This window comes from Escherichia sp. E14V7 (assembly GCF_004212225.1).
In the GTDB taxonomy this organism is placed as follows: domain Bacteria; phylum Pseudomonadota; class Gammaproteobacteria; order Enterobacterales; family Enterobacteriaceae; genus Escherichia.
In genome coordinates, this window is the sequence record NZ_RHJJ01000002.1 from 12745 (window position 1) to 36014 (window position 23270).

At 51.0% G+C, this 23270-nt stretch carries 22 protein-coding genes; 8 read left to right on the forward strand and 14 right to left on the reverse strand.

Annotated elements, in window-relative coordinates:
* Positions 1–24 precede the first annotated feature (24 nt).
* Genes chuY through shuT form a run of 4 tightly spaced genes read right to left on the reverse strand, consistent with a single transcriptional unit; the run spans position 25 to position 3426 of the window.
* Positions 25–648 carry an anaerobilin reductase gene (gene chuY / locus D9741_RS02620; protein WP_130217834.1) on the reverse strand — a complete coding sequence of 208 codons (624 nt, stop codon included), beginning with the start codon at positions 646–648 and terminating at the stop codon, positions 25–27.
* Positions 648–1142, reverse strand: a complete 495-nt coding sequence (hutX, locus tag D9741_RS02625) for a heme utilization cystosolic carrier protein HutX (RefSeq protein WP_021550030.1) — start codon at positions 1140–1142, stop codon at positions 648–650. The genes chuY and hutX overlap by 1 nt, the downstream gene beginning before the upstream one ends.
* 12 nt (positions 1143–1154) lie before the next feature.
* Entirely contained in the window at positions 1155–2492 is a 1338-nt protein-coding gene (hutW, locus tag D9741_RS02630; RefSeq protein WP_130217832.1) for a heme anaerobic degradation radical SAM methyltransferase ChuW/HutW, read from the reverse strand.
* A 19-nt stretch (positions 2493–2511) separates the two neighbouring features.
* Complete coding sequence (gene shuT / locus D9741_RS02635; RefSeq protein ID WP_130217858.1) at positions 2512–3426, reverse strand: heme ABC transporter substrate-binding protein ShuT; 915 nt, start codon at positions 3424–3426, stop codon at positions 2512–2514.
* Between the two features lie 55 nt (positions 3427–3481).
* On the opposite strand from shuT, the gene D9741_RS23320 reads away from it, so the two are divergent.
* The 3 genes from D9741_RS23320 (at position 3482) to chuS (ending at position 7158) form a co-directional block, all read left to right on the forward strand.
* Positions 3482–3682, forward strand: coding sequence for a hypothetical protein (locus D9741_RS23320; RefSeq protein WP_165383436.1), 201 nt, complete (start codon positions 3482–3484; stop codon positions 3680–3682).
* Positions 3683–4098: 416 nt separating this feature from the next.
* Positions 4099–6081: a TonB-dependent heme/hemoglobin receptor ChuA/ShuA gene (chuA, locus tag D9741_RS02645; protein ID WP_130217830.1), complete on the forward strand. Its 1983-nt coding sequence runs from the start codon at positions 4099–4101 to the stop codon at positions 6079–6081.
* Positions 6082–6129: 48 nt separating this feature from the next.
* Positions 6130–7158: a hematinate-forming heme oxygenase ChuS gene (gene chuS, locus D9741_RS02650; protein WP_130217828.1), complete on the forward strand. Its 1029-nt coding sequence runs from the start codon at positions 6130–6132 to the stop codon at positions 7156–7158.
* Positions 7159–7219: 61 nt separating this feature from the next.
* Here chuS and D9741_RS02655 read toward each other — a convergent pair whose 3' ends face one another.
* The 5 genes from D9741_RS02655 to arsR all read right to left on the reverse strand — a co-directional run bounded on the left by D9741_RS02655 (position 7220) and on the right by arsR (position 11048).
* Positions 7220–7750 (reverse strand): LuxR C-terminal-related transcriptional regulator, encoded by a 531-nt coding sequence (locus D9741_RS02655; protein WP_130217826.1) that lies wholly within the window; start codon positions 7748–7750, stop codon positions 7220–7222.
* Positions 7751–7892: 142 nt separating this feature from the next.
* Positions 7893–8459, reverse strand: a complete 567-nt coding sequence (gene slp / locus D9741_RS02660; protein WP_130217824.1) for an outer membrane lipoprotein Slp — start codon at positions 8457–8459, stop codon at positions 7893–7895.
* A 453-nt stretch (positions 8460–8912) separates the two neighbouring features.
* Positions 8913–9338 (reverse strand): glutaredoxin-dependent arsenate reductase, encoded by a 426-nt coding sequence (gene arsC, locus D9741_RS02665; RefSeq protein ID WP_130217822.1) that lies wholly within the window; start codon positions 9336–9338, stop codon positions 8913–8915.
* A 12-nt stretch (positions 9339–9350) separates the two neighbouring features.
* Positions 9351–10640, reverse strand: coding sequence for an arsenite/antimonite:H(+) antiporter ArsB (gene arsB / locus D9741_RS02670; protein WP_130217820.1), 1290 nt, complete (start codon positions 10638–10640; stop codon positions 9351–9353).
* 54 nt (positions 10641–10694) lie between these two features.
* Complete coding sequence (arsR, locus tag D9741_RS02675; protein WP_130217818.1) at positions 10695–11048, reverse strand: As(III)-sensing metalloregulatory transcriptional repressor ArsR; 354 nt, start codon at positions 11046–11048, stop codon at positions 10695–10697.
* 742 nt (positions 11049–11790) lie between these two features.
* Here arsR and dinQ point away from each other — a divergent pair.
* Positions 11791–11874, forward strand: a complete 84-nt coding sequence (dinQ, locus tag D9741_RS02685) for a damage-inducible type I toxin DinQ (RefSeq protein WP_001295215.1) — start codon at positions 11791–11793, stop codon at positions 11872–11874.
* A 53-nt stretch (positions 11875–11927) separates the two neighbouring features.
* Here the strand turns inward: dinQ and gorA are convergent, their stop codons facing one another.
* Both gorA and rlmJ read right to left on the reverse strand, forming a co-directional pair.
* The gene (gene gorA / locus D9741_RS02690; RefSeq protein ID WP_130217816.1) at positions 11928–13280 is read right to left on the reverse strand and encodes a glutathione-disulfide reductase; all 1353 of its coding nucleotides are present in this window, start codon (positions 13278–13280) and stop codon (positions 11928–11930) included.
* Between the two features lie 71 nt (positions 13281–13351).
* Entirely contained in the window at positions 13352–14194 is an 843-nt protein-coding gene (rlmJ, locus tag D9741_RS02695) for a 23S rRNA (adenine(2030)-N(6))-methyltransferase (protein ID WP_130209162.1), read from the reverse strand.
* A gap of 202 nt (positions 14195–14396) precedes the next feature.
* Here rlmJ and prlC point away from each other — a divergent pair, with 202 nt between their 5' ends.
* Positions 14397–16439 carry an oligopeptidase A gene (gene prlC, locus D9741_RS02700; RefSeq protein ID WP_001298719.1) on the forward strand — a complete coding sequence of 681 codons (2043 nt, stop codon included), beginning with the start codon at positions 14397–14399 and terminating at the stop codon, positions 16437–16439.
* Positions 16440–16446: 7 nt separating this feature from the next.
* Positions 16447–17199, forward strand: coding sequence for a 16S rRNA (guanine(1516)-N(2))-methyltransferase RsmJ (gene rsmJ / locus D9741_RS02705; RefSeq protein WP_130217814.1), 753 nt, complete (start codon positions 16447–16449; stop codon positions 17197–17199).
* A gap of 48 nt (positions 17200–17247) precedes the next feature.
* On the opposite strand, the gene dtpB is transcribed toward rsmJ, so the two are convergent.
* Both dtpB and uspA read right to left on the reverse strand, forming a co-directional pair.
* Entirely contained in the window at positions 17248–18717 is a 1470-nt protein-coding gene (dtpB, locus tag D9741_RS02710; protein WP_130209158.1) for a dipeptide/tripeptide permease DtpB, read from the reverse strand.
* 354 nt (positions 18718–19071) lie between these two features.
* Positions 19072–19506, reverse strand: coding sequence for a universal stress protein UspA (gene uspA / locus D9741_RS02715; protein ID WP_000323571.1), 435 nt, complete (start codon positions 19504–19506; stop codon positions 19072–19074).
* Positions 19507–19896: 390 nt separating this feature from the next.
* Here uspA and uspB point away from each other — a divergent pair, with 390 nt between their 5' ends.
* Positions 19897–20232, forward strand: a complete 336-nt coding sequence (gene uspB / locus D9741_RS02720; RefSeq protein ID WP_000626187.1) for a universal stress protein UspB — start codon at positions 19897–19899, stop codon at positions 20230–20232.
* Positions 20233–20299: 67 nt separating this feature from the next.
* Here uspB and pitA read toward each other — a convergent pair whose 3' ends face one another.
* Entirely contained in the window at positions 20300–21799 is a 1500-nt protein-coding gene (gene pitA / locus D9741_RS02725) for an inorganic phosphate transporter PitA (protein WP_130217812.1), read from the reverse strand.
* 230 nt (positions 21800–22029) lie between these two features.
* Here pitA and D9741_RS02730 point away from each other — a divergent pair, with 230 nt between their 5' ends.
* Positions 22030–23223 (forward strand): NAD(P)/FAD-dependent oxidoreductase, encoded by a 1194-nt coding sequence (locus tag D9741_RS02730; protein WP_130217810.1) that lies wholly within the window; start codon positions 22030–22032, stop codon positions 23221–23223.
* Positions 23224–23270: the final 47 nt, after the last annotated feature.

Sequence of the window (23270 nt, forward strand, 5' to 3'; positions counted from 1 at the left end):
GCGGAGAGTCTGCGCCGCATGGGATTACGCCGGTTTCAGGTCCGGTTCAATCAGACTGTAGATCTGCTTGTTGAGTGCTGGCGCGTTTGCCAGTTCATGAATGTGTGCGGCGACATCGGCACGGTGAACAAAACCATGACACTCCTGATTTTGTATCCGTTGTGCTTTGCCTGTTGCTGCGCCGTCAAGCAGACCGCCAGGGCGGAGAATGGCGTAGTCTAGCTGGCTGGTTTGCAACCAGCTTTCCGCCAGCGTTTTTTCGCGCACCGCCTGGCCAAACGCGGCTTTTGCCCGATCCGATAAGAACGGCCAACTATCGCCGCATCCCAAAGAAGTCACCAGAATCATGCGACGGATGCCTGCTTTTTCGGCCTCATCAATCACCGTTCTGTGGGCCAGATAATCCTGTGCGCCGCCCATTGTTGAGATGATAAGTGCTTGCGGACCAGCCGCGCGGCAGGCGGCTGCGACTACGCTGGCGTCACAAGCGTCGCCAGTAAAAACCTGCACACCTTGTTGCGCCAGTTGAGCCGCAGCGTCTGCACGGCGAACGACAGCGACGACCGGACGTTGTTCTGCCAGCGCCAGTTCAAGCGTTCTGGCGCCCACACCTTTTCCGCCCGCGCCAAAGAGTAGCCACGGTGTCATCAGGCGTGTTCCTTTAACGATGCTGCCAGAGCATGGAAGGCGTTGACCTGTTCACTCAGGAGCTGACGATGGTCATCCCTGCCGAGGAAGATTTTCAGCATGGCGCTGCCTTCTTTGTTGAAAAAGAGAATGGATGCGGTGTCCATGCCCATAAATTTACGTTCGATTAAGGCAATATGCGTGCAGTTTTCTGCTTTGATATGCCCGGACATGCCGTGCTTTCCACGCAGATTGAAATAGCCGTGGCGGTGGAAACCCGAAGGCAGTTCGCCGCTAAATTCGAGGATCACATCGGCAGTATGCACCAGCGTGGTGACGTTGCCCCATTCGCAGACGGTATCCCAGACAGTATCGAATTTATCGCCTGACACAACAGTCGGAGAGGGCAGATTTTTCACTACCTCCAGCAGCGTGGTGTTGTATTGTTCGGCGATCGCCTCCAGCGTACCGTCTGGCTCCGTTTTCAAAAATTCCTGTAACGAGACATGGCTCATAAATCACTCCTGTTATGGTTTTTCAAGCGCAATCGCTGGCGCATTAAGTACCTGAATCAGTTCATTAAGAGACTGCAAAATGTTGCTTGCCCAGAAACGACCTTCATTGGTCAATCGCAGACACGTTGAAGCATCGCGGCTTAAGCCTTTTTGGTGCCACTGGGCCAGTAATGGTGCGAGTTTTTCGGCATGTGGCGTAAGTTCGTCCAGCGGTACACGCGCCGTTTCAATGCCCGATTGCAAGGTATGACGCCACTGCGCGTTACGTTCAGCGTTACGCATGATCATCATCAGCGGTTTTTTGCCTGCCGCGACGGATTCATGCCAGGTCTGCAGATTGCGTTCATTCATCCAGGAGTAACCATTAATCGAACCGCCGGCGCCAGAACCAAAGGCCAGACAATCGGCACCTTGTTTAATCAGCAGGTTATAGAGATTGCGTTCGCGTGTGGTACGGCCCCAGTGGCTGTTACTGATGCAGCGCCAACCGGCATCGTCCATAAAATCACATCCTTGCAGGTAAAGATCGCGACGCTCCGCCGGAGAGGGCACGGTAGTGCGCCCGTTTTCCACGGCTTTGCCCAGTGGCGTGTTGGGCAGGACGTTGAGCGCATAGAGGTCGACGCCGTCAAGACCGATATCGCGGGCAATAGCCAGATCTTCTCCCCAGGTTTGCGCATCCTGACCTGGCAGGCCAAACAGCAAATCGCACACCACCGCAGCACGGTCGCGTTTGACCAGGCTTTCCATAAACGCAATGGCGGTTGGACCATCCGAGGTGCGGGCCATTTTCTTGCGGATTTTGCTGTTAAACGACTGAATACCAATTGAGAAGCGGTTTGTTCCCGCATCAAGGCAAGCGTCGATTCGCTCAGCGTCAAAATTCAGTACCCGGCCTTCAATGGTGATTTCACAATCGGGTGCCAGTGGTAATTTCTCTCGTAGTGTGGTGATGATTCTTGCCAAATCGCGCGCGGAGAGTGCGGAAGGCGTACCGCCACCGAAATAGACCGCATGGATGGGCGCGGACTGATGCAATACGCTGTCTGCCTCCTGTTCGATTTCTCGAATCAGGGCATCGGTATAATGAGCACACGCATCTTCATTAAAACGATTCTGATAAAAACCACAAAACGTGCAGTGTGTCGCGCAAAAAGGAATATGAAGATAAACCAGTCGCTTACGAGGTGAGGTTGTTTGACTGATCATCTCTTGCCAGGTCTGTGCCAGTTGTTCTTTGGCGACCGGAATGGCCCCACGAAACGGCATCATGGCACGCCTGTCTTTAAATGGCTGGTCACCATCTAAAGCAAAATGAGGCGTGAGATCCAGGGTGTTTTTCATGTTCATACGTCTGATTTAAATCCGTTTATTGCGGCCAAAGTTGCTGGTGTAAAGACTCAACGACATCAGCAATACGCGGGCCCATTCCCAGAATCAGGTTTTGATCAACGGTGATAATGCGCTGGTTCTTCCAGGCGGCGGTGTGGGTAATTCCGGCAATAGAACGTAGCCGATTAATATCGCCATCGACCATTTGTGAGGTTACGACAATCACTTCAGGATTAGCCGCAATCAGCGATTCCGCGCTGTAGCTTTTGTACTGCTGGTGGGTAGCGACGTTTTCTGCTCCGGCAAGCGACAGAATGGCGTCTGCGACGCTGCCTTTACCGGCGACCTGTGGCGCGCTGCCGCCAGCAGAGAGAATAAACATCGCTTTAACCGGGGCTTTTTTTGCCGCCACGCTTTGCTGTACTCGCTCCAGGCGTTGGCTGATTTGTGTCACCAGCGCCTCGCCTTGTTCAGGAACCTGTAGCGTTTTTGCCAGTTGGCGAATGTTGGCGTACATCTGCTCAAGGGTGGCTGGTACACGCGGCAGAGTGACGACGTTGACCTTTTGCGCCCGCAGTTGGTCGAGCACAATTTGCGGTCCTGCATCCTGCCAGGTAATTACGCTATCCGGGCGAAGTGACAAAATGCCTTCGCTGCTGAGTTGTTTCCAGTAACCAATATGCGGCAGTTTGGCGGTTTCTGGTGGATAAGATGTCGTTTCATCGACACCCACCACGCGCTCGCCAGCGCCCATCGCGTAGATTAGCTCCGTCAGTGATCCTCCTGCGACCACAATGCGTTCGGCAGCCGTTGCGCTAAAAGCCCAGCTAAGAGCCAGTACTGCCGTAAACAATTTTTTTCGTTTTACCGCAGTCTTCGCGGCAGAGGCCACGGCTGAAATACATAACGTTAGTGGGGAAAAAAGATACGGCCTGTTGGTGATCCTTGGCATCATATGAGAACTCTTATCGAATTGAGAATGATCATGATTATCATTTGAGTTATATATGAAACACAACCGTCGATTCAATACGCAAGGCGTTACAAGCGTATTTATTTTTGATTTTTATCAAGATGCTTCGTCAGCTAACGTTCTTGTTACCGACAAAATTTCAGGGCGGGAAAAAGCTGAGATCTCAGAGATATCGCGGCTTGCAGAGCAAAGAGAAGAGAAAATTATCGCGGTTAACGACAACGTTTCGTTATGAGGTCGTGGGGGACTGCCACAAGAAAAAAATGGTTTTCTGGATACAGGATAGCTTTCATAACCCCCTGTTTATTGTGTTAATGGCGGTTAAAAAAAAGCTTGATCATAAAAAAATGATCGATAATAATTCTCATTATCACGTCTGGCTTTAACAAAATATGACTATATGGATAACAAAATCATAGCTTTTGCAAGGGATAACGCACAGCGCTCTTCACTCCAGATGCGGCATATCGCTTTGCCTGACAAAGAGGGCGAATTGTCCGGGATACCAGACAATTTCACGGAATATAAACGCCTGTTAACTCACCCGGCGAATATTATCGCTTTGAATTGTAAATAAATTTATTTTTCGCCAGCCATCCCGGTATTAATCCAGGTAGCCAGCATTTTTTATTTTCCTCATGGAGAATCGCTATGTCACGTCCGCAATTTACCTCGTTGCGCTTGAGTTTGTTGGCTTTGGCTGTTTCTGCCACCTTGCCAACGTTTGCTTTTGCTACTGAAACCATGACCGTTACGGCAACGGGGAATGCCCGTAGTTCCTTCGAAGCACCAATGATGGTCAGCGTCCTCGACACTTCCGCTCCTGAAAACCAAACGGCGACTTCAGCCACCGATCTGCTGCGTCATGTTCCTGGAATTACCCTTGATGGTACCGGACGAACCAACGGTCAGGATGTAAATATGCGTGGTTATGACCATCGCGGCGTGCTGGTTCTTGTCGATGGCGTTCGCCAGGGAACGGATACCGGACACCTGAATGGGACTTTCCTCGATCCAGCGCTGATCAAACGTGTCGAGATTGTCCGTGGACCTTCGGCATTATTGTATGGCAGTGGCGCGCTGGGTGGGGTTATCTCCTACGATACGGTCGATGCAAAAGATTTATTGCAGGAAGGACAAAGCAGCGGTTTTCGCGTTTTTGGCACCGGTGGCACGGGGGACCATAGCCTGGGATTAGGCGCGAGCGCGTTTGGGCGAACGGAAAACCTGGATGGTATTGTGGCCTGGTCCAGTCGCGATCGTGGTGATTTACGCCAGAGCAATGGCGAAACCGCGCCGAATGATGAGGCTATTAATAACATGCTGGCGAAAGGAACCTGGCAAATTGATTCTGCCCAGGCTCTGAGCGGATTAGTGCGTTACTACAATAACGACGCGCGCGAACCAAAAAATCCGCAGACCGTTGAAGCGTCTGACAGCAGTAATCCGATGGTTGATCGTTCAACGATTCAACGTGATGCACAGCTTTCTTATAAGCTCTCTCCAGTGGGCAACGACTGGTTAAATGCTGATGCAAAAGTTTACTGGTCGGAAGTTCGTATTAATGCGCAAAACACGGGAAGTTCCGGTGAGTATCGCGAGCAGACAACGAAAGGTGCCAAACTGGAGAACCGTTCCACTCTGTTTGCCGAGAGTTTTGCCTCTCACCTGCTGACGTATGGTGGTGAGTATTATCGTCAGGAACAGCATCCGGGCGGCGCGACGACGGGCTTCCCGCAAGCAAAAATTGATTTCAGTTCCGGCTGGCTACAGGATGAAATCACCTTACGCGATCTGCCGATTACCCTGCTTAGCGGAACCCGCTATGACAGTTATCGCGGTAGCAGCGACGGCTACAAAGATGTTGATGCCGACAAATGGTCGTCTCGTGCAGGGATGACTATCAATCCGACCAACTGGCTGATGTTATTTGGTTCATATGCCCAGGCATTCCGCGCGCCGACGATGGGCGAAATGTATAACGATTCAAAGCACTTCTCGATTGGTCGCTTCTATACCAACTATTGGGTGCCAAACCCGAATTTACGTCCGGAAACCAACGAAACTCAGGAGTACGGCTTTGGGCTGCGTTTTGATGACCTGATGTTGTCCAATGATGCCCTGGAATTTAAAGCCAGCTACTTTGATACCAAAGCGAAGGATTACATCTCCACAACCGTCGATTTCGCGGCGGCGACAACCATGTCTTATAACGTCCCGAACGCCAAAATTTGGGGCTGGGATGTGATGACGAAATATACCACTGACCTGTTTAGTCTTGATGTGGCCTATAACCGTACCCGCGGCAAAGACACCGATACCGGGGAATATATCTCCAGCATTAACCCGGATACCGTTACCAGCACCCTGAATATTCCGATCGCTCACAGTGGCTTCTCTGTTGGTTGGGTCGGTACGTTTGCCGATCGCTCAACACATATCAGCAGCAGTTACAGCAAACAACCTGGCTACGGCGTGAATGATTTCTACGTCAGTTATCAAGGGCAGCAGGCGCTCAAAGGCATGACCACGACTCTGGTATTGGGCAACGCCTTCGATAAAGAGTACTGGTCGCCGCAGGGCATCCCACAGGATGGACGTAACGGCAAAATTTTCGTGAGTTATCAATGGTAATCATCAGCCCCGATATTTCGGGGCATTTATCTGGAAGGAAGAGAGACAATGAACCACTACACACGCTGGCTTGAGTTAAAAGAACAAAATCCCGGAAAGTACGCGCGTGACATCGCAGGTTTAATGAATATCAGCGAAGCAGAACTGGCATTTGCGCGCGTCACGCACGACGCGTGGCGGATGCGCGGCGATATTCGTGAAATTCTGGCCGCGCTGGAAAGCGTTGGTGAAACCAAATGTATTTGTCGTAATGAATATGCAGTCCATGAGCAAGTTGGCTCGTTCACAAACCAGCATTTGAACGGTCATGCCGGATTAATACTCAACCCGCGCGCGCTGGATTTGCGACTGTTTCTCAATCAGTGGGCCAGTGTTTTCCATATAAAAGAAAACACGGCTCGCGGTGAACGTCAGAGTATTCAGTTTTTTGATCATCAGGGCGATGCGTTACTGAAAGTTTATGCTACTGACAATACCGATATGGCGGCATGGAATGAGCTTCTGGCACGCTTTATCGTCGAGGAAAATACGCCGCTTGAGTTAACAACGATTGATGCGCCTGCCGCACAAACCGACGTCGATGCCAGTGTTGTAGAACAAGAGTGGCGTGCGATGACGGATGTCCATCAGTTTTTTACGTTGCTCAAGCGCCACAACCTGACTCGTCAGCAGGCGTTCAATCTGGTGGCAGACGATTTGGCCTGCAAAGTACCTGGTAGTGCGCTGGCGCAAATTCTTGAATCTGCACAGCAGGATGGCAATGAAATCATGGTGTTTGTTGGCAACCGTGGCTGCGTACAGATTTTCACGGGAGTGGTCGAAAAAGTGGTGCCAATGAAAGGTTGGCTGAATATTTTCAACCCGACGTTTACTCTTCATCTATTAGAAGAGAGCATTGCTGAAGCCTGGGTTACCCGTAAACCGACCAGCGATGGCTACGTAACCAGCCTGGAACTGTTTGCTCATGATGGTACGCAGATTGCGCAACTTTATGGTCAGCGTACTGAAGGGGAACAGGAGCAGGCGCAATGGCGTAAACAGATTGCGGCGCTGACGCAGGAAGGCGTTGCTGCATAACGAGTCATTGTCAGGAGGTCTGGCTGTCGCCGGGCCTCTTTATAAATATCAGCTGGAGATTTCAGACCAGATAATCAATATGTTGATGACGTACCAGTTCGTTGATCCGTTTAAGATTGAGGATCATCATAATATTGTGTTTATGGCAGTAGAATGTTTTCAGCGATATTTTGAGTTTCCCCAGAATATCTTCTGTCGTCATTTGATTCGCAATGCAGCTCAGAACCTGATGCTGTTTGCGCGAGAGTGACACGTCCGCTTCTGGTACAGAGCAATAACTGCCATTGAGCAGCGCGACGAAGTCAATAATCGTAATATTTCTCTGGACAAAGGTTACCGGAACTTTCCCCAGACAGCGTTTAATATTAAACGGCGAGAAAACAATGACATGAACAGGCCGCAGGCGTTCAATTTTGTTGAGCATTGATGAGTGGAATACATTATTCATTAATGTATCAATAATCACTAAGGCATTCTGATGCAACGTTAAGTCAATCTCTTTTTCGTTCTGTATATGAACGACATTACCTTTACTTATAATATTTTTCATCGCGGTGAAAAACATGGTGTCTTTGGTAATTATAAGAAACATAACCGACTCCCGTTGCGAACATTAACTTTATAATCAGGTCGCCAAAGGTAATAAAAAGGTCAGGGCTTGTAATTATAGTTATATAGAAATGATTTTATTGAAGATGCAGATATTTGAAAAATATCTGCATCTTTAAACCAAATTATTTCACCAGTTCTGGCGTTACCTGGCTAACTGCATTGGTGTAGTACGGTGTGCCCCAGCCGGGTTCAGGCCAGAATGCGCCGTAGCCGTAATCCCACAAGTTGTAGGTGGTATTGACCACTTCTCTCAAATGCCATACCTGAATCCCCTGCACATTTACGTCAACGAAGTTATATGGGACTTTATTGATAAATCCAGGTTGTTCGCCCTGAATGGTGCCGAGAACGGTGACAAAGTGGTTACGGTAGTTCACTGGGTCAAGGAAGCCGCTTTGTCTGGCGAGCAGTCGCCCTTGATAGTTGGCCTCAATGTCAGGTTTCGCATAGCTATCCAACGGCAATACGGCGATTTCTAGCAACGTATCTGTTTTACCGTTGATAACGTTGATAACCTTCCCGCCGAAGCGTGCCTGTTGGCCAACATACAAATTCGGTTGGTTATGAACAGCAACAAAACTTTTTTGAATATCAGGTTGGTTATTGCCTTTGATATTTTGCGGAATCGAACTACATGCGGCAAGAAAAAATGAAAGGCTGAAGATGAGTGCACCTTTTGTCTTGTTCATGTTACTATCCTTATCAACAAATGTTAAAACCATAATAGATATTTCTTTATAGTTTTCATCTGATTTTCAGGTGATATGCCTGATAGTAACGTAAACCTGTCTGATATTTATATCCTTGCAGATGAGTTCCGGAAAGCATTGATGTGTGATGTTATTATGCGTCTCCTTATAATATGAGATATTATAAGGAGACTCTTATTTCTAATGGCACATGGCGTAAAAATTGTTATTGATGTGATGATAATGGTTTATAAATGTTAGATATGCAAGCCATTCGTAATTTTAACTTTGGGGATCTTCAATTTTAAAACGCTTATTATATGACTCATTTTATCTGTTCATTAAAAAACATTGTTTATCCGTCCTGCGTGGATATCAATAATTTACTGAAATTGCACGATCGAAATTATGTATTTTTTGTCAATAATGAGAGGGCGCAGCCGCCCCCTTTGTTTATTTTAATCGCTTACCCGCATCATCAATCACTTTCTCGCCATCTTCCTTGGTGAACGCGCCTTGTTGCGCATCTGGCAGAATTTCCAGCACGACTTCTGAAGGGCGACACAGGCGAGTTCCCAGCGGCGTCACTACAATCGGGCGGTTAATCAGGATGGGATATTGCAGCATAAAATCAATTAACCGATCGTCAGTAAATTTATCTTCTGCAAGGCCCAGTTCCTCATACGGTTCGACGTTTTTACGCAGCAGCGCGCGTACGGAAATCCCCATATCGGCAATGAGTTTGACCAGTTCATCGCGCGTCGGTGGTGTTTCCAGATAATAGATAATGGTCGGTTCGGTACCGCTGTTGCGGATCATCTCCAACGTATTACGCGACGTGCCGCAGGCCGGGTTGTGATAAATGGTAATGTTGCTCATATCAGTATCTCATTACGATGTGAAAGAGAGGCGTAGCGCCAGCGCGGTCAGCGTCACAAACAGCACAGGCAGGGTCATGATAATTCCTGTACGGAAGTAATATCCCCAGCTGATAGTCATATTCTTCTGCGAAAGTACGTGCAGCCAGAGCAGCGTTGCCAGACTACCAATCGGGGTAATTTTCGGCCCCAAATCGCAGCCAATCACGTTGGCATAAACCATCGCTTCTTTGATAACGCCAGACGCCGTGCTGCCCTCAATGGACAACGCGCCAACCAGTACCGTCGGCATATTGTTCATAATAGAAGAGAGGAAGGCGGTGAGGAATCCGGTGCCGAGCGTCGCCGCCCACAGGCCGTTATCCGCCAGCACGTTGAGTACGCCAGAAAGATATTCTGTTAACCCGGCATTGCGCAGGCCATAAACCACCAGATACATGCCGAGCGAGAAGATGACAATCTGCCAGGGTGCACCGCGCAGCACCTTGCCCGTATTAATCGCGTGACCGCGTTTAGCGACGACAAACAAAATCAGCGCGCCCACAGCTGCAATGGCGCTCACCGGAATGCCGAGCGGTTCCAGGACGAAAAATCCCACCAGCAGAAGCAGTAAAACAACCCAGCCAGTTTTGAACGTAGCAGGATCTTTAATCGCTTCTGCGGGAGATTTCAGCAGCGCCATATCGTAGTTCTGTGGAATATCTTTGCGGAAATAGAGATGCAGCATTACCAGCGTGGCAACAATTGCGGCGATATCCACCGGCACCATCACCGAAGCGTATTCGCGAAAGCCAAGACCAAAGAAATCTGCGGAAACGATATTCACCAGATTGGAGACAATAAGCGGCAGGCTGGCGGTATCGGCAATAAATCCGGCCGCCATAACAAACGCCAGCGTAGTGCCTTTACTGAACCCTAAAGCCAGCAGCATGGCGATGACAATCGGTGTTAAAATAAGCGCCGCGCCATCATTGGCAAACAGGGCCGCAACGGCGGCACCGAGCAGGACAATCCAGGTAAACAGCAAGCGACCGCGTCCATTGCCCCAGCGTGAAACGTGCAGCGCTGCCCATTCAAAAAAGCCGGACTCATCCAGCAGCAGGCTGATGATAATGACGGCAATAAACGCAGCCGTCGCGTTCCAGACGATATTCCACACCACCGGAATATCACCCGGATGGACCACGCCCGTAACTAACGCCAGTACTGCGCCGAGGGTTGCACTCCAGCCGATGCCTAAACCTTTCGGCTGCCAGATAACCAATACGATGGTCAGGACAAAGATAGCGCCTGCCAGTAACATAATGCCTCCCGGATGAAACACATTCGAAAATCCATATGTGTTTGGATAAATTTTTTAACTGCAAATGTTATTACCGTCTGCGGAACAATTTTGTCGAGACAGGTTGCGGACAATCGCCTGAACCTTTTCCTGCTCACACCGCCAGGCCTCATCAATAATTCTCGCCGCCCACGATGGAATATGCGGCGATAAGCGGTAATGAACCCACTTTCCTTGCTTGCGGTCCAGCAATAGCCCGCTTTCACGCAGCAATGCCAGGTGGCGGGAGATCTTGGGCTGCGACTGATCGAGGGCAGTGCAGAGATCGCAGACGCATAATTCTCCCAGCTCGCTGAGCAGTAAAACGATGCCCAGACGGGTTTCATCGGCAAGAATTTTGAAGAGTTGGATGGGTAACAGAAATGACATATTGCGCTCCTGATTGTTGCAGGTAGTGTCTCTCTTCGAAGCGGATAAGTCAAAAACATATATGACTTAACGAATGTGTAAGTGCAGAGGAAGGTAATAGGTGTGAATTTTGAGTTGGCTATTCATTTGAAAGGAGGTCTGAATCAGGACGTAAAAAAACCGACTTCGCGTCGGTTTTTTACTCTTCAGCCTGAGTTGGTGGCTCTGGCTGGAGTGAGAATGCCCACATCTAACGGTTCAATACTATTAGCCAGTGGCTAACATTACAAGCGTTAGCGATTTCTTCAGCTGGCGAAGGGACAGTTTGCTATACATGTTGGTGAAAGAGGATTTATATACTTTCACCGGATTATCGCCGTATTAAGGCTTGTCCGAATCAGGACGTAAAAAAACCGACTTTGCGTCGGTTTTTTTACTCTTAAGCCCAGAGTTGGTGGCTCTGGCTGGAGTGAGATAGCCATCATCTAACGCATCAATGCTAATACCATACTGAAACTATTGCAAGGACATGCTGGTTTTATAACCTGAATATACTGTATGATTATCCAGTTAGCTCTGAGACATTTTCACTCTGGCAATGCGCATAAACGCTTTCAAAGTCCTGGTCAGAAGTACGGGTGGTGCCGTTCACTGATGCTCTGGCCGGAGTGAGATAGTCGTCATCTAACAATGAGACATGCGCCGTGACAGGCAATGGATGAGTAAGCGGATGCATTCTCACTCCATCGCATGGAGAAAACGGGTGATTGACAAAGCAATCATCGTTCTTGGAGCGTTAATTGCGCTGCTGGAACTGATCCGCTTCCTGCTTCAGCTTCTGAACTGATAGCGGAAACGTAATTAAGGGCTAAGAGCACACTACTCTTAGCCCTTTAACATTTAACGCATTGTCACGAACTCTTCTGCCGCCGTCGGGTGAATGGCGACGGTATTGTCGAAGTCTTTTTTGGTTGCACCCATCTTCAGCGCCACCGCGAAGCCCTGCAACATTTCATCCATACCAAAACCAATGCCGTGAATACCGACAATCTTTTCTTCTGGCCCAACGCATACCAGTTTCATGCGGCACGGCTGGCGGTGAGTGGTGACGGCGGTATACATCGCGGTGAAAGAGGATTTATACACTTTCACCTGATCGTCGCCGTACTGCTCGCGCGCCTGCGGTTCCGTTAAACCAACAGTACCAATCGGCGGATGGCTGAAGACCACGGTCGGAATGTTGCTGTAATCCAGATGCTCATCCGGCTTGTTATTAAACAGGCGTTCAGAGAGACGGCGACCCGCTGCAACTGCCACCGGTGTCAGTTCCACTGCACCTGTGTTATCGCCTACCGCGTAAATACCTTCAACGTTGGTGTTTTGATATTTATCGACGACGATATAGCCTTTTTCGTTGGTTTTAACGCCAGCGGCTTCCAGGTTGATGTTGTCATTGGCAGGCTCGCGACCAATCGCCCAAATCAGGCAATCCACCGTTTCACTACGCCCATCTTCCAGCTCCAGCGTCAGGCTGCCGTCGGCATTTTTCACCACCGCTTTCGGGATGGCATTGGTATGCAACTGTGGGCCTTCGGCGTTCATCACTTCGAGCAGCGTTTCAGAGATCATCGGGTCGAAGCTGCGCAGCGGCGCATGTTTACGCACAAACAGATGCGTTTTCGCGCCCAGGCCGTTAATCACGCCCGCCAGCTCAACAGCGATGTAACCTGCGCCAACAACCGCCACGCGCTCTGGCAAAGCAGGAAGGGCGAAGAAGCCATCAGAATCAATACCGTATTCCACGCCTGGAATATCCGGGTGGCTCGGACGACCGCCGGTGGCGATGAGGATATGATCGGCCGTGATGGTTTCACCGTTTACTTCAATGGTTTTGGCATCAACGAAGCGGGCAAAGCCTTTGATTACATCAACGTTATTTTTACCGAGCACGTTTTCATAGGAGGTATGAATACGGTCGATATAGGCGGTACGGCTGGCGATCAACGTTTCCCAGTTGAATTTATTGATAGTGGTATCGAAACCATAATCCGGGCCGTACATATGGATCGCTTCACGGATTTGCGCCGCGTGCCACATCACTTTCTTCGGTACGCAGCCGACGTTCACGCAGGTGCCGCCCAGCTCTTTGGCTTCAATCAGCGCGCATTTCTGGCCGTACATAGCCGCGCGGTTGATGGAGGCGATACCGCCGCTGCCGCCGCCGATGGCGATGTAATCATAGTGTTTAGTCATGACAGAGTGTCCTTATCGTTGATTACCGCGATTGTAGCGCGAGACGTAATAGGTGCCAGCAATGGCTGCAATTACTCCGGCACGATCCAGCTTACGGTGGCGTGCCCGGTGCCAGCCGGAACTAGTTTGCTGTGCAGCCACGGCAGCACGTTATTCATCTGCTGTTCCAGCTTCCACGGCGGGTTAATCACAATCATGCCGGAAGCGGTCATGCCGCGGCGATCGCTGTCTGGCAGTACCGCCAGTTCAATTTGCAGAATTTTGCGAATGCCGGTTGCTTCCAGGTCGTGGATCATGCGCTTAATTTGCTGGCGCAGCACCACTGGATACCACAATGCGTAAGTGCCAGTGGCGAAACGTTTGTAACCTTCTGCTATCCCGCTGACCACCGCCTGATAGTCGGTTTTCATTTCATACGGCGGGTCGATAAGGATTAAACCACGGCGGGAAACCGGCGGCAGTTTGGCCTTAAGCTGCTGGAAACCGTCGGCTTTTTCCACGCGCGCACGGCTGTCTTTCTGAAATTCAGAACGCAGCAACGGGTAATCGCTCGGGTGCAGCTCGGTCAGTTGCAGGCTGTCCTGTTCACGCAGTAGCTGACGAGCAATCAACGGCGAACCGGGGTAGTAGCGCAACTGACCGCTACGGTTGAAGTGTTTTACCACATTGATGTACGGCTCCAGCTCCGCAGGCAAATCCTCCTGCTGCCAGATACGGGCGATACCTTCGAGATATTCGCCGGTACGCTCGGCATGTTCGCTGCCTAACTGATAACGCCCGGCGCCTGCGTGGGTGTCGAGATAGAGAAACGGTTTATCTTTCTCTTTCAGCGACTCGATGATCAGGCTCTGAACGGTATGTTTAAGGACGTCGGCGTGGTTGCCAGCGTGAAAGCTGTGGCGATAACTGAGCATGGGTAAAGGTGTTCCGGTAAGTAAAAATCGGCCCGTATTCGGGGCGCACAAAAGCCTATCAGGACAGTATACCGAAAAGAGGCCGCCGCAGCGAAAGCGTAACGTTTCTCATTGAAATTCACTACACTTAACCCCATGCTACACACATTATGTAAAGCGCCTGTTGAGCGCTTCCTTAACCTCTTTAACCAGGACTGCGCTAATGACGAATCCGTTACTGACTCCCTTTGAATTGCCTCCGTTTTCTAAAATTCTCCCGGAACATGTCGTTCCAGCCGTGACTAAGGCGCTGAATGACTGCCGCGAAAACGTGGAGCGCGTAGTAGCGCAAGGGGCACCGTACACCTGGGAAAATCTCTGCCAGCCGTTGGCAGAAGTAGACGATGTGCTGGGGCGTATCTTCTCCCCGGTCAGCCACCTGAACTCGGTGAAAAATAGCCCGGAACTGCGTGAAGCGTACGAACAAACCCTGCCGCTGCTGTCAGAATACAGCACCTGGGTAGGGCAACATGAAGGGCTGTATAAAGCGTATCGCGACCTGCGCGATGGCGATCATTACGCCACGCTGAATACGGCTCAGAAAAAAGCGGTTGATAACGCACTGCGCGACTTCGAACTCTCTGGTATCGGTCTGCCGAAAGAGAAACAGCAGCGTTACGGCGAAATTGCCACCCGTCTTTCTGAGCTGGGCAACCAATACAGCAACAACGTCCTCGATGCGACGATGGGCTGGACCAAACTCGTCACCGACGAAGCGGAACTGGCGGGGATGCCAGAAAGCGCGCTGGCTGCGGCAAAAGCCCAGGCCGAAGCGAAAGAGCTGGAAGGCTATCTGCTGACGCTGGATATCCCAAGCTATCTGCCGGTAATGACCTACTGCGACAACCAGGCCTTGCGTGAAGAGATGTATCGCGCTTATAGCACTCGCGCCTCCGATCAAGGCCCGAACGCCGGTAAGTGGGACAACAGCAAGGTGATGGAAGAGATCCTCGCGCTGCGTCACGAACTGGCGCAACTGCTGGGCTTTGAAAACTACGCCTTTAAATCCCTCGCCACTAAAATGGCAGAAAACCCGCAGCAGGTGCTGGATTTCTTAACCGATCTGGCAAAACGCGCGCGTCCGCAGGGCGAAAAAGAGCTGGCGCAGCTGCGCGCCTTCGCCAAAGCCGAATTTGGTGTCGATGAGTTGCAACCGTGGGATATCGCATACTACAGCGAAAAACAAAAACAGCACCTTTACAGCATCAGTGACGAACAACTGCGTCCGTACTTCCCGGAAAACAAAGCGGTTAACGGCCTGTTTGAAGTGGTGAAACGTATTTACGGCATCACCGCTAAAGAGCGTAAAGATGTTGATGTCTGGCATCCGGATGTACGTTTCTTCGAACTGTATGACGAGAACAACGAACTGCGCGGTAGCTTCTACCTCGACCTGTATGCCCGTGAAAACAAGCGCGGCGGGGCGTGGATGGATGACTGCGTAGGCCAGATGCGCAAAGCCGACGGTTCGCTGCAAAAACCGGTCGCGTATCTGACCTGTAACTTCAACCGCCCGGTAAATGGTAAACCGGCGCTGTTTACCCATGACGAAGTGATCACCCTGTTCCACGAGTTCGGTCACGGCCTGCATCATATGCTGACCCGCATCGAAACCGCCGGAGTGTCTGGTATCAGCGGGGTGCCGTGGGATGCGGTCGAACTGCCGAGCCAGTTTATGGAAAACTGGTGCTGGGAGCCGGAGGCGCTGGCGTTTATCTCCGGTCACTATGAAACCGGCGAACCGCTGCCGAAAGAGTTGCTGGATAAAATGCTGGCGGCGAAGAACTACCAGGCGGCGCTGTTTATTCTGCGTCAGCTGGAGTTCGGCCTGTTCGATTTCCGCCTCCATGCCGAGTTCCGCCCGGATCAGGGAGCGAAAATCCTCGAAACTCTGGCAGAAATCAAGAAACTGGTTGCCGTGGTACCGTCTCCGTCATGGGGCCGTTTCCCACATGCATTTAGCCATATCTTTGCTGGTGGTTATGCCGCAGGCTACTACAGCTACCTGTGGGCCGATGTGCTGGCAGCAGATGCCTTCTCGCGTTTTGAGGAAGAGGGCATTTTCAACCGTGAAACCGGGCAGTCGTTCCTCGACAATATTCTGAGCCGTGGCGGTTCAGAAGAGCCGATGGATCTGTTCAAACGTTTCCGTGGTCGTGAACCGCAACTGGATGCGATGCTGGAGCATTACGGCATTAAGGGCTGATCATTCAGTGAAAATCTGCTTAATTGATGAAACAGGCACCGGAGACGGTGCCTTATCTGTTCTGGCGGCCCGCTGGGGGCTGGAGCATGATGAAGACAACCTGATGGCGCTGGTGTTAACGCCGGAGCATCTGGAACTGCGTAAGCGCGATGAGCCAAAGCTTGGCGGCATTTACGTTGATTTTGTCAGCGGGGCGATGGCGCACCGTCGCAAATTCGGCGGTGGTCGCGGTGAGGCGGTGGCGAAAGCGGTGGGCATTAAAGGCGATTATTTGCCGGATGTCGTCGATGCTACCGCAGGGCTGGGGCGCGATGCCTTTGTGCTGGCTTCGGTCGGCTGCCGCGTACGGATGCTGGAGCGTAATCCAGTGGTTGCTGCATTGCTCGACGATGGCCTGGCGCGTGGTTATGCGGATGCGGAGATCGGCGGCTGGTTGCAGGAGCGTTTGCAATTAATTCACGCCTCCAGCCTGACGGCGCTGACTGATATTACCCCGCGCCCGCAGGTGGTCTATCTCGACCCGATGTTCCCGCATAAGCAGAAAAGCGCGCTGGTGAAAAAAGAGATGCGCGTGTTTCAGTCGCTGGTGGGGCCGGATCTTGATGCCGATGGATTGCTGGAGCCTGCGCGGCTGCTGGCAACCAAACGCGTGGTGGTGAAACGCCCGGACTACGCGCCGCCGCTGGCGAACGTCGCCACGCCAAACGCGGTTGTCACCAAAGGGCATCGCTTTGATATTTATGCGGGTACACCTGCGTAAAAGTAAAACAGGGTAGCGTTATCGCTACCCTGTTTTCTGCAAGAATAATCAATGGCTTTCCGGCGTCTCAATCATTCGTTTCAGCCACGGTACCATCAACAGCATCACTACTGCAACGGCCAGTGTAACCAGACCAATCTTACCGAACACGTTGGTATAGACAGGCAGCGTCTCAAGCGGGTCGGTAATGTTGTCTGGTACTGCGGTAAATGTTGCCACATAGCCGCCCAGCAAGAACGCGGCAGCCTGCGTAAGGAACCACATCCCGAGAATAAAGCCCATCAAATGTTGTGGCACCAGAGCGGCAATCATTGCGAGGCCCAGGGCGCTAATAAGCAGTTCACCTAAGCTCTGGAATAAGTAAACCAGCACGATAAACCATGGCGATGTCAGCCCCTGGGCATCCGCAAACCACATTCCCGCTGCGGCGGCTGTCAAAAAGCCCAGCGAGCACATAAACATACCGAGGGTAAATTTCATCGGCATGGAGAGGTCTTTGCCTTTGTTACCCAGATGCGTGTAAATGCCTGCCAGAACTGGGCTGGCGAGCACCACCCAGAACGGGTTAAGCGCCTGGAAGCTCACCGGGTTGATGGAAAAACCGAGAATTTCATGATGCACGTTGTTGATAGCAAAGAAGTTCAGCGACGTTGGCATCTGGGCGTAGAGGATGTAAAACACTACCGCTTCAAGCATCAGCACAAAGGCGACAAACATCTTATTGCGCCCGGTTTTATCCAGCTTGAATGCCTGACGGAAGAAGATAATGGTCACGACGATAGAGAGAACAATCAGTACCAGATTGGCGACTTCCACGTTGTGCATCAGCCATGCGCAAACGAAAATCATCACCACGCTGCCCATCAGCACGTACAACAATTTGCTGAAGTTCATCGGTCGGAAATCTGGTTCAGAACCAATATCTTTCACCATTCCGCGACAGGCGATGTAAACCAGTAGCGCGACAATCAATCCTGCTCCGCATAAGTTATAGGTGACGGAATAGCCAAATCTGTCAGCGATAACCGGTGCTAGCGACAGCGCAATCAACGAGCCGATATTGATCGACATATAGAACAGGGTGAAAGCGCCATCGAGACGAGGATCTTTCGGTGGATAGCACTTCGAAAGCAGGCTTGCCGGGTTGGCTTTAAACAGGCCGTTGCCGACGGCGATTGTTCCCAGCGCGATGAATATCAGGTCTGGCTTGAGTAGCGACATCCCGGTCATGAAGTAGCCCATCGCCAGAACAATTGCCCCAAGGACAATGGTGCGTTTAGTTCCTAACAGATGGTCGCCAACATAACCACCGATCGAGATAAGGCCATAGACCAGCGCAGCGAAGGCACCAAAGGTGACAAAAGCCTGTTCTTGTGAGAAACCGAGCTGTTTAACGAAGAAAACGGCCAGGACGCCTTGCACGCCGTAGTAACCGAATCGCTCCCATAGTTCGACAAAAAAGATCATGAAGAATGGGCGAGGTTGTTGCAGCATCCCAGTGGGTGTTGTTGTATTCATAATTTTTAGCCTTTCAATACCATCATGAAAAGTATGAACGCGTAAGTGATTGCGTGCGAAAGAGTTTACACACGTCTAAAATTCTTAATATTGATGTAATGAATGCATTAATGCACTATCACAACAAAAAACAACCAGCTAATCATGCTGGTTGTTTGAGATATGATGGCGCTAAATGCTATTTTGTCGTGATGTAAATTTGAATTATTCGATGCGTAGTGGAACTTTCTGACTGCGGATGAACACCGGCTTGATTGAGCGCTCCCGTGTTTGTCCCCGCACGTCGCATTCGGGTACAACACAAAAAGCAGAACGCCCGCATAAGCGGGCGTCCAGGAGCAAGTAGGGGAGATATTATTCTTCTTCGTCGCGCAGCGGAACAATCAGCATATCAACGTGAACGGTGTTGATCAGCTGACGCGCGGAAGACATCAGTTTGCTCCAGAAGTCCTGGTGGTGACCACAAACAACCAGGTCCATGTCGTATTTCTTGATCGCATCAACCAGAACCTGACCCAAATCGCCGCTGCCGCTAAGGGTTTCAGTGATGGGGTATCCTGCGTTGGTGGAGAGTTCGGTCAATGCATGATGAGTCTCTTCGGAAATGCGTTTCTGCATGTCACCCAGATTTACATCAATAAGTCCGGTGTATAGGTCAGAGTAGTTTACATCTACGTGGATCAGAGAAACTTTCGCATTGTAGGGGCGAGCCATAGAGACTGCTTTCTCTACCAGAACTTTGCTTTCCGGGGAGAGATCGACCGCGATGAGAATGTGTTTATAAGCCATAGTGTTACTCCTTCCATAAAGTTGTCGATGACTGGCCAGCTTGCGTTTCTTGTGCCGTTACGTCACCCGCGTCCTGCGAACTACGTGCGCGGGGCTAACCCAGCCGTAAAGATTCAGTGAAAAGACCATCCTTACCTTATAGCGACCTGGATGATCCGTCAATCCGCCTTGCTTACCAATCAGATAATCAAATTTTCTACATGAATGTATTGATAGTGGTTAACCTTATGGAAAAAAAACAACCTGATCTCCTACACTATCTATAGAGCCGCTCGGATGTTTGCCATCACAAAAGCGGTTTCTCCAGGACCTGGTGTTAACTGATTGGCAGCGTATCGGGAGCGGTAGCCCCGGAGGGGAACTCCGCGGGCAGGTCGCCGGGGAGGGGGTATGATAAGCACCGTCGCATTATTTTGGGCTTTATGTGTCGTTTGCATTGTTAACATGGCGCGCTATTTCTCATCACTACGCGCGTTGTTAGTGGTACTGCGTAATTGCGATCCATTGCTCTATCAATATGTTGATGGAGGGGGCTTTTTTACCTCACATGGCCAACCCAACAAACAGGTGCGTCTCGTTTGGTATATCTATGCCCAACGTTATCGCGATCATCACGATGATGAGTTTATCCGTCGCTGCGAGCGCGTGCGTCGTCAGTTTATTCTGACCAGCGCATTGTGTGGCCTGGTGGTGGTAAGCCTGATTGCGTTGATGATTTGGCATTAAGCGCCACGGTAATAACGCATAAAAAAAGCGGGCCAGTAAACTGACCCGCTCGTTTTTATGCGTGCGATTACAGGAACTGCAAGGAGATCCAGTACAGCGCACCGGAGAGCAGAACTGCAGCCGGGAGGGTAAACACCCAGGCCATCAGAATGCTGGTCACGGTTTTACGCTGTAAGCCGCCGCCGTCAACCACCATTGTCCCCGCTACGGAAGAGGAGAGTACGTGAGTGGTGGAAACCGGCATCCCGGTATAACTCGCCAGACCGATAGACACCGCTGCCGTCATCTGAGCAGACATCCCCTGAGCGTAGGTCATGCCTTTCTTACCGATTTTCTCACCGATAGTGGTCGCCACACGACGCCAGCCAATCATCGTACCGATACCTAACGCCAGCGCGACCGCCATGATGATCCACACCGGAGCATACTCGATGGTGCTCAGCATATCGGACTTCAGTTTCTTCAACAGACGCTGATCATCCGCAGTGACGCCAGGCATTTTCACCACTTTGTCGATAGTGTCAGAAACGCACAGCATAATGCGGCGCATCTGGCTACGTTGGTCAAGCGACAGCTTGTCGTAGCTTTCCACATCGGCGGTCAGCATGCCTTTCAGGCGGTTGAGCGCGTTAATGGTATTCGACGGATGGCAATGGAACTCCGCAGGTTGTGTTGCGCCTGCTTCTGGTGTCGGTACTAACTGATCGGCACCGGTCGCCTGTTTAAGCAGCGCAGGATGCTGCTCAAAGTAAGCTTCCACATTGTTGATGGCATCACGGGTACGGGTGATTTCGTAGCCAGTGGCATTCATATTCACCACGAAGCCCGCTGGTGCGACGCCAATCAGAACCAACATAACCAGACCAATGCCTTTCTGACCATCGTTCGCGCCGTGAGAGAACGCCACGCCGATAGCGGAAAGGATCAGCGCGATACGCGTCCAGAACGGCGGCTTTTTCTTGCCGTCTTTCTTTTCACGTTCCGCTGGGGTCAGGTGGATACGGGCGCGTTTCTTGGTGCCGCTCCAGTAGCGACGCAGCAAGAAAATCAGACCGCCAGCAAACACCAGGCCGACAATAGGGGAAACGATCAGAGATGCGAAAATACTTAATACTTTCGGGATATTGAGTGCATCCACCACTGACGTACCGGTCATCAACGCATTGGTTAAACCAATACCGATGATCGCGCCAATCAGCGTATGGGAGCTGGATGCAGGTAAACCAAAGTACCAGGTACCAAGGTTCCAGATAATTGCTGCCAGCAACATAGAGAACACCATGGCAAGACCATGGGACGATCCCATATTAAGCAGCAGATCTGTCGGCAGCATATGCACAATGGCATAGGCAACACTAAGACCACCCAGCAAAACACCCAGGAAGTTGAACACTGCCGCCATAACCACAGCGAGCTGAGAACGCATCGCGCGGGTATAGATGACAGTTGCCACGGCGTTGGCTGTGTCATGGAAACCATTGATGGCTTCGTAGAACAGCACAAAAGCCAGTGCAAGCAATAATAACAGCCCGGTATGCAAATCCAGGCCAGCAAACAAATGTAGCATAGGACGTTACGCCATTTTGAGGACATGAACGCGGCGCATTATCAGTGACTTTCGCGGCGCGGGCAAAGTGAAATATAGATTTTTTTGATTTGCCTCCTGTATGAATTTCGCTCAAAAAATAATTATCTTATATAATTCAGGCAAATACTTCCCCTAAGTAATATTGCTGCTGGTGCGGCCACTGAGGAATCTTTACAATTCACGCCCATTTTTTCTAAGAGGAGCGCAACGTGGAAAGGTTTGATGCCATTATTATAGGCGCTGGTGCGGCGGGTATGTTCTGTTCTGCGCTGGCAGGTCAGGTAGGACGCCGGGTTCTGCTGATCGATAATGGTAAAAAACCAGGGCGCAAAATCCTCATGTCTGGCGGTGGGCGCTGCAACTTTACCAACCTTTATGTCGAACCAGGCGCTTATCTGAGCCAAAATCCGCATTTTTGTAAGTCTGCACTCGCGCGTTTTACCCAGTGGGATTTCATTGATCTGGTCAATAAACACGGTATCGCCTGGCACGAGAAAACGTTAGGGCAACTCTTCTGTGATGACTCTGCTCAGCAGATTGTCGACATGTTGGTGGATGAGTGCGAGAAGGGCAATGTGACCTTCAGATTACGTAGCGAAGTGTTGAGCGTGACGAAGGATGACGCGGGATTCACGCTTGAACTGAACGGCATGACCGTAGGTTGCGATAAACTGGTCATCGCGACCGGAGGCCTCTCGATGCCGGGTCTGGGCGCGTCGCCATTTGGTTATAAGATTGCCGAACAATTCGGGCTGAACGTGTTGCCGACGCGCGCAGGCCTGGTGCCATTCACCCTGCATAAACCGTTGCTGGAAGAGTTACAGGTGCTGGCAGGCGTTGCAGTACCTTCAGTGATCACCGCTGAAAACGGCACCGTGTTCCGTGAGAACTTACTCTTCACCCACCGCGGCTTGTCTGGTCCTGCGGTATTGCAGATATCCAGCTACTGGCAACCGGGTGAATTTGTCAGCATCAATCTGCTACCGGATGTCGATCTGGACGCCTTTCTTAATGAACAGCGTAACGCGCATCCGAATCAGAGCCTGAAAAACACGCTGGCGGTTCATCTGCCGAAACGGTTGGTTGAACGGTTACAACAACTCGGGCAGATCCCGGACGTCTCGTTAAAACAGCTCAACGTGCGTGACCAACAGGCGCTCATTGCCACATTGACCGACTGGCGCGTACAACCTAACGGCACTGAAGGCTATCGCACCGCCGAAGTGACGCTCGGCGGCGTGGACACCAATGAACTCTCTTCACGGACGATGGAAGCGCGTAAAGTTCCGGGCTTGTACTTTATCGGTGAAGTGATGGACGTTACCGGCTGGCTGGGGGGCTATAACTTCCAGTGGGCGTGGTCCAGTGCGTGGGCTTGTGCACAGGATTTGGCGGCAGAATAAGAGGCAAAATGCCCCCCTCGTTTTCGCGGTGTAACCAGGGGGGATTA

Excerpts from the sequence above, each read along its gene's own strand:
- chuY (WP_130217834.1), bottom strand. The coding sequence starts at position 648 with ATGACACCGTGGCTACTCTTTGGCGCGGGCGGAAAAGGTGTGGGCGCC.
- hutX (WP_021550030.1), bottom strand. The coding sequence starts at position 1,142 with ATGAGCCATGTCTCGTTACAGGAATTTTTGAAAACGGAGCCAGACGGT.
- hutW (WP_130217832.1), bottom strand. The coding sequence starts at position 2,492 with ATGAACATGAAAAACACCCTGGATCTCACGCCTCATTTTGCTTTAGAT.
- shuT (WP_130217858.1), bottom strand. The coding sequence starts at position 3,426 with ATGCCAAGGATCACCAACAGGCCGTATCTTTTTTCCCCACTAACGTTA.
- D9741_RS23320 (WP_165383436.1), top strand. The coding sequence starts at position 3,482 with ATGAAACACAACCGTCGATTCAATACGCAAGGCGTTACAAGCGTATTT.
- chuA (WP_130217830.1), top strand. The coding sequence starts at position 4,099 with ATGTCACGTCCGCAATTTACCTCGTTGCGCTTGAGTTTGTTGGCTTTG.
- chuS (WP_130217828.1), top strand. The coding sequence starts at position 6,130 with ATGAACCACTACACACGCTGGCTTGAGTTAAAAGAACAAAATCCCGGA.
- D9741_RS02655 (WP_130217826.1), bottom strand. The coding sequence starts at position 7,750 with ATGTTTCTTATAATTACCAAAGACACCATGTTTTTCACCGCGATGAAA.
- slp (WP_130217824.1), bottom strand. The coding sequence starts at position 8,459 with ATGAACAAGACAAAAGGTGCACTCATCTTCAGCCTTTCATTTTTTCTT.
- arsC (WP_130217822.1), bottom strand. The coding sequence starts at position 9,338 with ATGAGCAACATTACCATTTATCACAACCCGGCCTGCGGCACGTCGCGT.
- arsB (WP_130217820.1), bottom strand. The coding sequence starts at position 10,640 with ATGTTACTGGCAGGCGCTATCTTTGTCCTGACCATCGTATTGGTTATC.
- arsR (WP_130217818.1), bottom strand. The coding sequence starts at position 11,048 with ATGTCATTTCTGTTACCCATCCAACTCTTCAAAATTCTTGCCGATGAA.
- gorA (WP_130217816.1), bottom strand. The coding sequence starts at position 13,280 with ATGACTAAACACTATGATTACATCGCCATCGGCGGCGGCAGCGGCGGT.
- rlmJ (WP_130209162.1), bottom strand. The coding sequence starts at position 14,194 with ATGCTCAGTTATCGCCACAGCTTTCACGCTGGCAACCACGCCGACGTC.
- prlC (WP_001298719.1), top strand. The coding sequence starts at position 14,397 with ATGACGAATCCGTTACTGACTCCCTTTGAATTGCCTCCGTTTTCTAAA.
- dtpB (WP_130209158.1), bottom strand. The coding sequence starts at position 18,717 with ATGAATACAACAACACCCACTGGGATGCTGCAACAACCTCGCCCATTC.
- uspA (WP_000323571.1), bottom strand. The coding sequence starts at position 19,506 with ATGGCTTATAAACACATTCTCATCGCGGTCGATCTCTCCCCGGAAAGC.
- uspB (WP_000626187.1), top strand. The coding sequence starts at position 19,897 with ATGATAAGCACCGTCGCATTATTTTGGGCTTTATGTGTCGTTTGCATT.
- pitA (WP_130217812.1), bottom strand. The coding sequence starts at position 21,799 with ATGCTACATTTGTTTGCTGGCCTGGATTTGCATACCGGGCTGTTATTA.